The organism is Ruminiclostridium cellobioparum DSM 1351 = ATCC 15832 (assembly GCF_000621505.1).
Taxonomy (GTDB): Bacteria; Bacillota; Clostridia; order Acetivibrionales; family DSM-1351; genus Ruminiclostridium; species Ruminiclostridium cellobioparum.
In genome coordinates this window covers 261888-274029 of sequence record NZ_JHYD01000001.1, presented here as the reverse complement: position 1 = coordinate 274029, position 12142 = coordinate 261888, and the positions used below count along the sequence as shown (strand labels likewise).

Genomic DNA, 12142 nt, shown 5'->3' with positions numbered 1-12142 from the left:
GGGGCATTTTTTTAAATTAACCTGTTGTGCGGGTTAGTTGATCAAACTTTTCCCGTATGAAATCAATACTAATATACCGGCACTTCCGTACAAACTTCAAAGTTGAGAGGCAGTTTTAACCGCATGACGGTTAATTTAACATGTTGTGCAAATTGAAATTGTGGCGATACAATTTTCGTAATTGTTTTTGGTGCGTCCTATTTCGTGAAGTTAGTACGGAAGTTACCAGTTGATATAAAAAATTATACAGGTAAAGCAAATATAGAATAACTAGCACAACGAGTTAAATTAAATAAATAATTCAGGTAAACAATACTGAAATAATACTGCCTAACAGCCGTGCAAATTTTATCTTGATCCACCCCGCAGAGTTCCGGGTATAATAGCTGCAGTCGTTGTTCAGCCAGCCTTTTTCCTTCCAGTAGGTATAGTCAAATGTCCGGGTGTCTTTGGTTTTCTGCCAGTATTTCTGCTGTACCTTGAAGTAAATCAGAGAATAAACCGACGGATACCTCTCAGTTTTGTGTGTAATTGCATTGTACAGCCTGGCAGACAGCTTTTTGATCTTCTTGAGGTTCTTAATTTTTATATCTTCTTTACCTGTGAAAGCTCCCGTTCTAAACCTGTCTTTTCCCACAGATATGCCTCCCCAGGCATTAAAAGCCGTTTCCATGGTTTTAAGAGCGTGCTTTGAGGAATATGTGCCCGAAGTTGTCAGAATTATGGCCGGTTTCCCGCTAAATGCGGGACGGTGGTTGTTAAAAGCCATCCTGTCAATCCAGTTTTTCATAATACCATTGACATCCTCCACATAAACAGGACTTGCCAGAACAACACCGTCAGCACTATCCAGCCTCTCTTTTATTCCCGGAACCTCATCCTTTAAAGGACAGCTCTTTTCTCCCCTGTCAAAGCACCTGCGGCAGCCCCGGCAAATTTGTATATCCGCATGCGCCAGGGACACAGTTTCAAACTCAGCACTTAAACCCTGCCGCCCTGCTGTCAGAAGTATTTCCTCTTTTATGCATTCCAGCACTCTTGCCGTATTGCCCTCTTTCCTGTAACTGCTGTTCAATAGCAATATTTTCACAACCTCACTGCTCCGTTCCATTCCATTTCAATGATCAGACCATAAACATTTAACCATTATCCCCGGCCATTATTGGCTGTCGTATCATAAACCCCTATATACAATATACGTGTATTGTGTGGTTATAGTATCCCAAACCGGTTTTTTACAATATAAACTATACCTGAGATAAATAATAGGGCAATAACAGCATTTTTTACAGCCTTATCGCTTATTTTTGAATCTATCTTCCTTCCAAAAAACATTCCGATTGCCACCGCAGGCAATAAACTTAAGCTTACAGCCAGAATCTTAAGGTTAATCAGACCGTTGATACAGTACATCACAAGCCTGAACAGATTGTCAATTACGAATACAAAGCATAAATTACCCCTGTAATTACTCCTGCCGCCGGTCTGTCTTCCAATGAAGGCAGCCAGAAGCGCACCGATACCAAACAGCCCCATTAAAACGCCTGAAATAATTCCAACCATGTAAATAGCGGAACCGTTGGCTTTGCTTCCCTGTGCTTCAGACAGCTGAGGCTTTCTGACATACATTTCAATTGCCAGTAAAACAAGCACTACCCCCAAAATGGTTTTTAACTGCTTATCCCCGCCCATATTGAGCAGTAATATGCCTGGAATATTCCCTGCAAGCACCATTATTGACAAAGGCGCAACAATTTTTACATCTATGGCTTTTCTATCCTTCCACGCCATGTATATGTTCGCAGGCAGACCCAACAGCAGATCTACAGGGGTTATAAACCTGTTTTCTTTGACTATTGACAGAAGTGAATTAATTATCAGTGTGTTGCCAAAACCTGTCAGGCTTTTAATCAAATATGCTCCTGATACTGCTAAAAACAAATATATCTGTATTTCCATCCTGTATAACCTTTATTTATTTTTTTCTTCATACCATTCCAGAACTTTATTCCTTTTTTTGTAATATATCTTAAGAAAACTTGTACTGATGCCGTATTTGTCGTACCCCCCGGGTCCCCTCTGGTATATGGACAGCGCCACGTCACGTTTCTTGTCGTCGGCAGCATCCTTGACTCGCTTGTCCGCCAGTATCCAGCTGTACATGGCCGTACCCCAGTTTATATTTACAGCACCGTCAAGAGGTTTGTTTTTTGTTTTCAGCTCTGCCGCAAGATTTGCACAATTCCCCCGGCTGATCTGAAAATAGCCGTAATACTTGCCTGTAGAACACTTCTCATCGAAATTGCTCTCTGTATAAATCAGTGCAAGCATATCTATATAGTCTACTTTTCTTTTTTTGCAATAATCCCAGAGCAGCTGTTGATGCTCCTTTTTCATTGGATTCTGCTTCCTAAACCATAAATCCTCTTCATCTTCATTCTTGTCTTTCGCTTCTGCATCAGGAGGTGCGGCAGTCTCCACTTCCGGGCCGGGATCGGCTGGATTTTCTGCTCCTTTTATTCCGGATTTATCATCAGCTTTGTTAATATCTTCTCCGTTTTCTGCAGTTTTTTTATCTTCTGCATCCTGTGTAACTACTGTATCTTTCGTATCTTTGGTATCTTTGGTATCTTTGGTATCTTTTAATTCTTTTGCATTGTTTGATTCTTTTGTATTGTTTTCATTTTTGGTGTCTTTATCATTTTTTGTATCTTGTGTATTTTGCGGATTTGCAGTCTGGCCTGTTGCAGCTGTCTTGTCTGAAGTAACCGTATTTGTCTGAGCATACGAATGAATGGGTGAAAAACAGCTTATTGCAAAACAAAATACAACAATAAGTGCTAAAAGTCTTTTACTTTTCTTCAATTCATCTTCCTCCGGACCGGATATTTTGGTACAACATGAATATTATATCAATGCCCTTCCCTTTTTGGAAGTTTTTTTAGGAATAACTGCCAATTATGCTTCGGTTTTTGAATACTTAATATCTCCAATAATCCGGAAAAACATCGTAAAAAGGCAATAATAAAACCGTCTTAGAAATATCTAACACGGTTATTTATATATCTGTTGTAAACTTTATTTTCCTATTCTCCAGAATCTCCTGCTGCCTCAAGCCCCCCGCGGCACACGCGAAAACCTTGATCGGCGCCTTTTCCATTGGCCTCGAACTTTCCCCTGTAAGACGATTCGCAGCATTTGACGTCCCCGAGCCAACCGCCGCCCTTCCAGACCCGCTGAGAACCACTGTTGCTGTCCGGGTCCCCATACCAATCCCAGCACCATTCCCTTACATTGCCAGACATATCGTAAAGTCCTAACTCATTGGCTTTCTTGGCGCCGACAGTTTTTGTCCTGTTTTTGTTGTTTTCTATCGCAGGCCAGCTCCAATCCCCTGAAAGGCGTTTATTGCCTGCATTTCTCCAATACCATGCCACATCTTCTTCATTGTTGCTTCCACTGTAGGTACAGCTCCCGCTCAACTGACCCCCGCTTGCGGCATATTCCCACTCAGCCTCGGTGGGCAGCCGGTAACCATTGGCCTCCGGATTTGTAGTCACCGTCCATTTTATATCATCGTTTTCACTCTTATTATCCTGATCCAATTTATTCTTATCTATATTGTAGTACGGCTGCAAGCCCTCTTTAACACTTCTTTTATTGCAGTATTCCACACAGTCATACCAGCTCACCGTTTCTACCGGCAAATCATTATCCCTGAATTGTGACGGATTACTTCCCATTACCTCAGTCCATTCTTTTTGAGATACCTCATATTTGCCCATATAAAAGTCTGGTATTGATACGCTTTTTTTATAGTAATTGGACTTCGTGTTTATGAAAGTCCCGCCCTTGACTAATACAAAGCTGTCCGTCTTTTCTTGCGAACAGGCGCTGATAACAATCATTATGGTTAATAAAAGGAAAATAAATAGTTTTCTCATGATATCTCTCCTTTAACCTGACAGGAAGTATTGTAGACCGTAACGTACTTCCAATGCTTTTTAATATGAGGCCGCCGGCTGTGAAACCGGCAGGCCTTAGCAAAATAATGTTTAAAATAATTCCAAATACTCCGGAAACACCAGGTTTCCATAAGCAGACCTGCTCAAAAGGCAGGCTGTTACCATACAGTTACGTTGGCGTAGCCGCTGCTCTGATATCCCTCTACGCATAATGCCTGGTAGGACCAACTGTTTCCAAGATTCATTCCCTTACTCCTCCATGCATTGACATGGTTGGCAAAATTGATTTGAACATTGCTTCCGGTTGCTCTCTTGGATTGTCTGACACTCCAGAACTGCTGGAAAGTTTGAGTACCATCGATGGATGGTGCGTTGTAACGCATACTTGTATATATGTCATAAGTACCTCCATCACTGGACACTGTGCCTTTATGCGTACCGGTAGGTCTATAAGTGCCCCAGGAATCAACAACATAATATTCTATGAGTGAATTTCTCGTCCATCCATAGAGAGTCAGATATCCATTGCCTGAAGGCGAAAAAGCGCCGGCATTGTAGTTTGCCACTCTGGATGCCGATCCGGTGTTCCAGCCTTTACCAACAACAAAATTTCCGCAATTTGTCCACGAAACACTATAATTGCCGCCCGATCCATTGGTAGCGTTTACTGTTCCGCCCCCATCCGTCCAATTTTGCCAGTAATCTGTAGCAGCATATGCAGTTCCTGCAAATACGCATGTAAAACTCATTGTAATGGCAAAAAATAATGCCAAAGCCTTCTTATTTAATTTAATCATACTATAACCCTCCTAAAATTTTTAATTTTACTTGTCAATACCTGTCTGTGTACTATTTGATATTTTTTAAATATTTTTTTAGCAACCACTCCCTTTCATGTTTTTGACGGCTGCTTCACTTTTCCGGACATTACTTATCCTGTGTCGTATACCGTTAACATCTGACTGTCACCTCCTTACTGAGAAAATATTCTCACTTGAAAACATAAAATTGAAATTCAAAATAGAAGGAAACCGGTAAAAATGGTAAACTAAATATACCTGCAATAAATATTTACATAAAATTATTGCATAGTTGCCTGAGCCTATAAAAGCTCCGCTTTTTTAATAGATTTATTAATTGGATTCATATTGAAATAGAATTTCTTCTGTTACTGGAAATTAGTAAAATACTTTTTGATTGAGTTATGAAAAATTTTTCGAAGGAAAACACATTGCTGATAATTACTTAGTTGTGAACAAGAATGACTTAATAAGATAATATGTAAGGAAAATTTTCATAAGAAAAATACTATCGGTATATTTCTTTTCCACCTCCCAAATGTAAATTATTGTAAATTCCTCCTCAAATTAATAATACCATTTATGTATAATATTGTAAATAGATTTTCATGTAAAATGTTGTCAGTTTTATAAAAATATTTTAAAAAGTTACGTCTTGTTGAATATTGATACGTTTTGATGTAATACTTTCTACAATAGTAATCAATAAGCAGACTTTTATTTTTAATAACTTGCTGGTCCATAGACAGCATGATATCCAAAATTCAGCATCGTGTAAATTACATCGTCAAGATATGCTTAACTCTAAACCCTGCATGCAAAATGTTGGGCTGATTCATCCTTGGTTAGTTGAAATTTTCACTTCACATACAAATTTATTCATAACTATATACTACCCAATTATACTATAGCCATCAAGCCATATAAACTTCTAAAAAAATACTTTAACTAACTTTGATATTACCATCTGAATTACCTCCAGATGTTTAATCCTTTATACCTTTTGAGCAGATTTCTTCTTTGAAGTATCTTCTTTATTCTGACTTTTTTCTTCTGCAGGACTTACCTGTGGAAATAGATTAATTTTCAGTGCACCTGCAATTTTTTTGCATTCATCGAAAGAATACTTATCCGGGAAACTGGTAATATGTTGGGTCAATTGTTCTGGCTGTAATACCGGTATATCAGAGAAATGTTCTTTCAGTTTCTCATCCCAGTCAGCAAATACAACAATTGTATTAACAAAATAGTTTCCCGCTTGGTTCTTCTGTAGAAAATCATTTAAAAGTTTAGAATTCAATATTCCTTGCTTTATCATATTATACTGCTTATTATACTTTAGATTCTTTTGAGCAGAAGCCTTCCAATTCTTTGTATCTATAGTAAATATGCCTTTGGGACAAACCACGATGTGGTCAATTGAGTTGTTTTCAATTTTAACATCATTAAATAAATAATAATCGCTGGGGAGTTTTGACAAAAACCTTATAACATCAGAATCTTTATAGTTATGTATGATACTCTTGATTCCTTTTACGATAAACCATGCGCTTAATGCTAACAAAACAGCAGTTATCATTGTAGGAACATTCAAAGGAATGTTAATCCCACTTAAAGGATTAATGAAATCCTTTAGTACCGTAACCGCTCCTCTGAAAAATGTTTTTAAAGCATTTACAATTGAGTATGAATAATTAAACGTTATATATCCTGCAACTATTAAGATTAGCCCTGTACACAGGTAAGAAACAGGCTTTTGGATAATGCTTTTTTTCTTTGTTTGAATACATGCCATAAGAACTCACTCCCTTAATCTTTTTTCCGTCTATAAACATATGTATTTTACTGTATAATATTATATTAATTTGTAATTAAAGTCTATATTTTCCTGCTCTCTCTAAAAATGAAATGCATGGAGTAAAATGCTCTAACTTGGCTTGAGAAATAATAAAAAAACCGTCTTAGATATACCTTAAAATCGGTGAATATCTGACACGGTTATATATAATCATCTGAAATTTAAAATCATAAAACCCTTTTTGCTAATAAGCAAAAAACACTAATGCCACCGGCAGCGCTCGGCATTCTTTAATGTACCCGGCTTGCCGCATAGTCGCTCTGCTCCCTCCAGGTCGCATTGCTCCTTGCGCTGCTCAATAATCGCCTTCGCTTCTTCTGCCACCGGCAGCGCTCGGCGTGTATAGGGTCACTCCCCCCTTCCCTCCATCCACCCAAAAAAGGCAAACTCGCTTTCCCTCCCAAAAACAGGCCCCCAAAACCGAGAGGCACACACATTTTTGGGGAAGGCGGGGGTCAGGCAACTCATCAAAACTGCCGTAACACCAGTAGAATCAAGGGTTTGATACTCCATTCAGATAAATAAAAAAGACCCTGAAATAAGCCGAAATTGCTTATCTCAAGGTCTCATCTTCATTTATTTTTCAGTTGGGTCAGGGAACCACGGTTTGCCCTTTGGAGGGAAAGCGGGATTGCCCTGGGACATGGAGTTTCAACCTTGTACCATTATTATAACATCTAAATGGTTATAATCAATCCCTCGTTATCACAACCAAATCAATTTTAGTCATGTAACCACATCTATTCTCGGTACCGATCTCGAAGTTGAAAATGAAGAAAAACCCAATCGAGTTCTTCACTGCGAGTGTATTCCAGAATTGCGAGCTCTTCCAAGGTCTTGTTTCTTTTCTGTAGATACCTTCGCCTCACATCTTCGATAATGTCTTCTCCACCGCCAGCCATAATTTCAGTGTATTGTTCTGGAGTTATATATCCCCAAGTCAACATTTCACTTGGAATCAGTACGTTGTCCCAATTTATGATATCCTGATCTGCAGGAATGTAATAAACAACAATCTCGTGGTCAGCAGCAGATTCTCTTTCTTTTCCCAGATTTACGCTTTTTGTGACCAGTTCGCCAGTCCGCAGATCCATGAGTGCTACCCCAGATTTTTCACTGAAACTCCAGCCTGCATATGCTGTTCGGAAAATAGGTTCGATACTCATGTTAAGCAATTTATCAAACAGTTCATCGTAATCGACAAATCCTTCTTTATCAGTTTTCGTTACCATCCTTTAATCCCCCCTTTGTAGCAGTCCCGATGGAGTGGACAGTCCAAGAAATTTGGTTTGTTTTTGCATCTTGTTCAATTATTATATTTGAGTTTAAGCCCATTACCTTTATAATTTCTTCAGCATCCGTCAGTGGATCAAGAGTTGCATCGTTCGCTGACTGTCCAACAATACTTACACGCTCTACTTCACCCGTTGTGATGAGTCGGACGATTTCATCGTATAATTCTTCTTCCGTCATCGTATACCTCCCGATCACGCGATTGCTTTACAGCCTGGTTTTAATTTGATTCTATAACGAATCTGTTCGTCTCCATCTTTTGGTGAACCATCAGCAGTGATATCTTTTGATGACATTTGGAAATGGATACCACACTCAATTTTCGCTAATATCTCTGGTAAAAGAATAATTGCTTCAGTTGCCATGTAGCCGTCCACCATGCAATTGGCAATAAGCTCAACCGTTTTGCCCCTACATAAATATGGTACTATCTCACATGCAATCAGAAACCCTGTGTCGTTTAGAGTATCAATTTTCCGTTTCACCATTTTTGTCTCCTCCAGTTTTCATTAAATATTTTTACCTACTGAATTATCTTAATCGCACATACCCTCGGCCTTTTAAGCAGACTTGTCTATAAATTTTTAAGCCAAGCCTCAAATGGATCTTTTAAGAGGGCTTTCATTTCTTTTTCCTTTCTTTCCTGATACTCTTTAACATTTATGTTCACTGGTATTACCTTCTGTTCATATATTACTTTTTTATTTTCTGTATATCCAAATCTATGGAGCTGATTGCATCTGGGACAGTACCAGTAATCACTCTCGGCATTTACGGGCACAGGAAACATCCTAACAAATTCGTCACTTTCGGGCTGAATTCTTTTTAAATAATAGGTTTCAAGACTTGGGCGAAAAACCTTGTTTCCCAAATTATCAAGATAATTTTCATCCATCAACAAGATTACTGCACCTGTCGATCTGCATTTTTCGCATACAACTCCTTCGCCTAAATCATTAATAATGAAGTAGTTTTTAAGTCCACCCTCAAGTGAATCTGCTGTTGTAAAGTTGCTTATGATACCGCTTTTAATGATTTCCAATACCCAATTTCTTTCTAACTGCATTTCAGCATAGAACTCTTTTGGAGTAAGCCTTTGAGTAATTCCATCAAGTCTTATATACTTGCTCCATGTCTCTACTGCTTTTTCTTGAATTCTATCAATATAACCTGCCATTTCACATCATCCTTTCGTTGATTTCTTTATCCTTTATCGTCCACTTAATTCCCGTCTTTCTTTCGCTTTCAGGAACCGACACCGAAAACCTTCAAAATCATGGATGGCTTCTATATCATATCCTGCAGTGCCAAGAAGTTCGATGCTTGCCCCATAGTTTCAATTCCAGCTTCTATCTCAAGATGAAGTCTTCCAGCTCCATTCCAAGAACTCGAATCATTTTACCTACGGTTTGAGGCCGTGGAGTAACCTGCTTTTGTTCTACACGCATAACCGTCTTTATATCAAGCCCTGATTTATCTGCCATTTCTCGCATACTCATTCCTTGTCTGATGCGTTCCATCTTGAGTTTATCAAGATCGTATTGATACCTAAATTGGTAATAGACATCCATTGGCTTCACCTCCCTTTTATGAACTTTAATTCCTTTTATATGTATAATTCTACTCTGTGTTCATGTGTAATGTCGAGTTTTAGTTCGTATTTTTTTTAAATGAACTTCATGTTTGTTTTCCATTATGATATACTCATAAAAAAGGAGGATTTCCAATGATTGGTGAAAGAATAAATATGTTGAGGAAAGAACGTAATCTTTCAATGCGTGAACTCGGAGAAATACTTGGCGTTTCAGACGGGGCAATTAATAAGTACGAAAAAAACAAATCCTACCCATCCTATGATGTTATTGATAAGATGAGCAGATACTTTGAGGTATCGTTGGATTTTTTGTTTTGCAGGACAAATATAAGAGATTCAAGCATAGTAAACAGAACAAATGACTTGAGTGGATTTTTAAGCGTCCTGGATGATGCTTCCATGGGGAACATCCGCAATGCATACTCCTTGTTAGAGAATCTATCAGCCTCATTTGATCTATTTAAATGCGAAGAGGCAACAGAAGATGAATTGCAGCATCTGCTTCGGATGATAAGCGATATGACAGTTTACTTTAATGACTTGCATAGATTGAGACGGGAGACTACTGTATTTAACAAGCAAGTTTTCGATCTGCATAGTTCTATCGCCGCCGATACGTTTCACAATTTAAACAAGTTACTGGAACTAATATTTATGCCAGAAGACAGTAAAAGTGAATCATAAAAAACTTATGTGACCAGATATCTGAATCTTATTCTTATTTTGAAGCACGGAAAACAGCATACTTTCGTTTCGGCAAATCGTCAACTGGCTACATAATGTATACTTATGAAGCCAGATTATATGACCAGTATGCTTAATCATTCCTATTATGTAGAAAGGGGAAATCGAATTGTATTGGATGACCGAATATGAAAACCACCTGCAGTTGGCACAGAAGAGTCCGAATACCGTCAGCAGTTTTGCCTCCGACGTGCATGAATTTCTCGAATGGTTCGCAATTACATACGGCAAGGAATTTGACGGAAAGATATTGGAGCAAGACGCTCGGGAGTTCCGAAGCTACCTTCTCAATGTCCTAAAAAGAAGGCCTGCCACTATTAACAGGAAAATGGCAGCGTTGAAAAGCTTCAACCAGTTTTTGGTTGAACAAGGGTTGAGCAAGGACATACCCATTTCTGGATTGATAATGGCCGATCCATCCGACCGTGAAATCAAAACGCTGGAACGTGTAGAACTCAATAAGCTCAAGCGGGCAATCTACGCTGCTGACTCCAAACGGGATATCGCAATCTTTGAGTTGCTCTATAACTGCGGGTTACGGGTTTCAGAGCTTGTATCCCTAACAATCCCCGACATAATTTTGACCTCAAGAAACGGAAGTCATAATTTTAGCCACATCATCGTCCGCCAAGGCAAAGGTGGAAAATACAGAGAATGTCCTCTCAATGCCCAAGCCCGCTCGGCGATAGAGGCATATTTACAGATCCGCTCTGCCACTATCGACCGAGTTTTTGTCGGTCAGCGTGGCCCACTTGGAAGGGAAGCCGTAGACAAAATACTAAAAAAGTATTGTATTGACGCTGGGATTGATAGAATCAGCAGCCATGTCATTCGGCATACTTTTTGTACCAAGCTTATTCAGGAAGGTGTACCACTTCCAACCGTATCAAGGCTGGCAGGCCATAGCTCCGTAGAAACCACCACACGCTTCTATGTGCATACCCCTCGCACTGACAAGATAGCGGCAGTGGAGAAGTTATTATAAAATACATATACAGTTTGTTTCTGCTTTCTTGATTCTTGCAGTACTTACAGAAATATATTATCTGACTGTTGAGGAATAAACATACGGACTACTCTGGTATGCTTAAGCTTAAGCTTTAACTTTAGCCATATCTTAAGCCTTATATCAAGCATATCCTTAAGTCCAGCATAAATGATGTGACCGTAGCTTGCCCATTCATCCCATAAAAGGATGATGCTTCAGCATATCTGTAGGAATCCCTTTATGGTACAAACTCCCGAGTTTCTTATATATATAAAGAGATTTCGGGAGTTCCATAAATATCCATTATGCTGTGATGAAGTTATAATTTAAGGATATTTCCGTCAGCTTGAAGATATGGCTATTGATATGGCTTTAGGTATGCTTAAGCTTATGTTTCAATGAATATTCCTGTTAACCATTAACCATAGGAATCCGCATCCTTCATTATATTCATCCAATAATCAAATAAACAAAACAACCTTGTCCTCACCATTGCAGCAGCCCCAATAAAGCAAAAATCCCGATACCCTAATCGCCAGGCATCGAGATTTTTTCATTTAACATAGGTTAAAACAAGTTTCAGCATTTCTTCTGCCAATTTCATTTCCCGCTCGTTACATTTTTTAAGCAAAGCCTGAACACCACTGGTGTCAATCTGCCGCTCCTTTTGTTCGCCAAAGATTATCTCGTTTGGATCTTCATGCAAACACTCCAAAATGCGTACAAACGTATTTAAACTCATCGTTCTCTGTCCACGTTCAATTTGGCCGATATAGAGAGCACTTAAATCCACAGCTTCGGCAAACTGTTCACGGGTCAATCCAATTTTTTCTCTTGCTGTCCTAATTCGTATTCCTATTCCTGGTAAATCCAGCACCTTTTCATTCACTTTATATCCAC

15 protein-coding genes are annotated in these 12142 nt (G+C 38.9%); 2 read left to right on the top strand and 13 right to left on the bottom strand.

The window, feature by feature from the left end; translation table 11 throughout:
- Nucleotides 1-301: 301 nt before the first annotated feature.
- From T344_RS29540 to T344_RS0101190, 12 genes are all read right to left on the bottom strand, one after another.
- Nucleotides 302-1090, bottom strand: a complete 789-nt coding sequence (locus tag T344_RS29540; protein WP_051571524.1) for a flavodoxin family protein — start codon at nt 1088-1090, stop codon at nt 302-304.
- A 122-nt stretch (nt 1091-1212) separates the two neighbouring features.
- Nucleotides 1213-1959, bottom strand: coding sequence for a sulfite exporter TauE/SafE family protein (locus T344_RS0101235; protein ID WP_027627214.1), 747 nt, complete (start codon nt 1957-1959; stop codon nt 1213-1215).
- Between the two features lie 12 nt (nt 1960-1971).
- Nucleotides 1972-2865, bottom strand: coding sequence for a lysozyme family protein (locus T344_RS0101230; RefSeq protein ID WP_027627213.1), 894 nt, complete (start codon nt 2863-2865; stop codon nt 1972-1974).
- Between the two features lie 221 nt (nt 2866-3086).
- On the bottom strand, nt 3087-3944 hold the full coding sequence (locus T344_RS0101225; protein WP_027627212.1) for a formylglycine-generating enzyme family protein: 858 nt from the start codon (nt 3942-3944) through the stop codon (nt 3087-3089).
- Nucleotides 3945-4123: 179 nt separating this feature from the next.
- Complete coding sequence (locus T344_RS0101220) at nt 4124-4762, bottom strand: glycoside hydrolase family 11 protein (protein ID WP_027627211.1); 639 nt, start codon at nt 4760-4762, stop codon at nt 4124-4126.
- A gap of 997 nt (nt 4763-5759) precedes the next feature.
- Nucleotides 5760-6560 carry a nuclease-related domain-containing protein gene (locus T344_RS0101215; RefSeq protein WP_027627210.1) on the bottom strand — a complete coding sequence of 267 codons (801 nt, stop codon included), beginning with the start codon at nt 6558-6560 and terminating at the stop codon, nt 5760-5762.
- A gap of 293 nt (nt 6561-6853) precedes the next feature.
- On the bottom strand, nt 6854-7027 hold the full coding sequence (locus T344_RS30910) for a hypothetical protein (protein WP_154669406.1): 174 nt from the start codon (nt 7025-7027) through the stop codon (nt 6854-6856).
- A 336-nt stretch (nt 7028-7363) separates the two neighbouring features.
- A complete protein-coding gene (locus tag T344_RS0101210) occupies nt 7364-7855 on the bottom strand; it encodes a hypothetical protein (RefSeq protein ID WP_027627209.1) in 492 nt (163 codons plus the stop codon).
- Nucleotides 7839-8096 carry a hypothetical protein gene (locus T344_RS0101205; RefSeq protein ID WP_027627208.1) on the bottom strand — a complete coding sequence of 86 codons (258 nt, stop codon included), beginning with the start codon at nt 8094-8096 and terminating at the stop codon, nt 7839-7841. The genes T344_RS0101210 and T344_RS0101205 overlap by 17 nt, the downstream gene beginning before the upstream one ends.
- 14 nt (nt 8097-8110) lie before the next feature.
- Nucleotides 8111-8404: a hypothetical protein gene (locus tag T344_RS0101200; RefSeq protein ID WP_027627207.1), complete on the bottom strand. Its 294-nt coding sequence runs from the start codon at nt 8402-8404 to the stop codon at nt 8111-8113.
- A gap of 86 nt (nt 8405-8490) precedes the next feature.
- Nucleotides 8491-9093 carry a hypothetical protein gene (locus T344_RS0101195; RefSeq protein ID WP_027627206.1) on the bottom strand — a complete coding sequence of 201 codons (603 nt, stop codon included), beginning with the start codon at nt 9091-9093 and terminating at the stop codon, nt 8491-8493.
- 172 nt (nt 9094-9265) lie between these two features.
- Nucleotides 9266-9487: a helix-turn-helix domain-containing protein gene (locus T344_RS0101190; RefSeq protein WP_027627205.1), complete on the bottom strand. Its 222-nt coding sequence runs from the start codon at nt 9485-9487 to the stop codon at nt 9266-9268.
- Nucleotides 9488-9642: 155 nt separating this feature from the next.
- Here T344_RS0101190 and T344_RS0101185 point away from each other — a divergent pair, with 155 nt between their 5' ends.
- On the top strand, nt 9643-10194 hold the full coding sequence (locus T344_RS0101185; RefSeq protein WP_027627204.1) for a helix-turn-helix domain-containing protein: 552 nt from the start codon (nt 9643-9645) through the stop codon (nt 10192-10194).
- Nucleotides 10195-10372: 178 nt separating this feature from the next.
- On the top strand, nt 10373-11239 hold the full coding sequence (locus tag T344_RS0101180; RefSeq protein WP_242842013.1) for a tyrosine-type recombinase/integrase: 867 nt from the start codon (nt 10373-10375) through the stop codon (nt 11237-11239).
- A gap of 556 nt (nt 11240-11795) precedes the next feature.
- On the opposite strand, the gene T344_RS0101175 is transcribed toward T344_RS0101180, so the two are convergent.
- Entirely contained in the window at nt 11796-12131 is a 336-nt protein-coding gene (locus T344_RS0101175) for a helix-turn-helix domain-containing protein (protein WP_027627202.1), read from the bottom strand.
- Nucleotides 12132-12142: the final 11 nt, after the last annotated feature.

What these genes read in the sequence shown, in the direction of transcription:
- T344_RS0101190 (WP_027627205.1), bottom strand. Translation starts at nt 9,487, where the DNA reads ATGGATGTCTATTACCAATTTAGGTATCAATACGATCTTGATAAACTC.
- T344_RS0101180 (WP_242842013.1), top strand. Translation starts at nt 10,373, where the DNA reads ATGACCGAATATGAAAACCACCTGCAGTTGGCACAGAAGAGTCCGAAT.
- T344_RS0101195 (WP_027627206.1), bottom strand. Translation starts at nt 9,093, where the DNA reads ATGGCAGGTTATATTGATAGAATTCAAGAAAAAGCAGTAGAGACATGG.
- T344_RS0101185 (WP_027627204.1), top strand. Translation starts at nt 9,643, where the DNA reads ATGATTGGTGAAAGAATAAATATGTTGAGGAAAGAACGTAATCTTTCA.
- T344_RS0101220 (WP_027627211.1), bottom strand. Translation starts at nt 4,762, where the DNA reads ATGATTAAATTAAATAAGAAGGCTTTGGCATTATTTTTTGCCATTACA.
- T344_RS0101200 (WP_027627207.1), bottom strand. Translation starts at nt 8,404, where the DNA reads ATGGTGAAACGGAAAATTGATACTCTAAACGACACAGGGTTTCTGATT.
- T344_RS0101210 (WP_027627209.1), bottom strand. Translation starts at nt 7,855, where the DNA reads ATGGTAACGAAAACTGATAAAGAAGGATTTGTCGATTACGATGAACTG.
- T344_RS0101225 (WP_027627212.1), bottom strand. Translation starts at nt 3,944, where the DNA reads ATGAGAAAACTATTTATTTTCCTTTTATTAACCATAATGATTGTTATC.
- T344_RS0101215 (WP_027627210.1), bottom strand. Translation starts at nt 6,560, where the DNA reads ATGGCATGTATTCAAACAAAGAAAAAAAGCATTATCCAAAAGCCTGTT.
- T344_RS0101235 (WP_027627214.1), bottom strand. Translation starts at nt 1,959, where the DNA reads ATGGAAATACAGATATATTTGTTTTTAGCAGTATCAGGAGCATATTTG.
- T344_RS0101205 (WP_027627208.1), bottom strand. Translation starts at nt 8,096, where the DNA reads ATGACGGAAGAAGAATTATACGATGAAATCGTCCGACTCATCACAACG.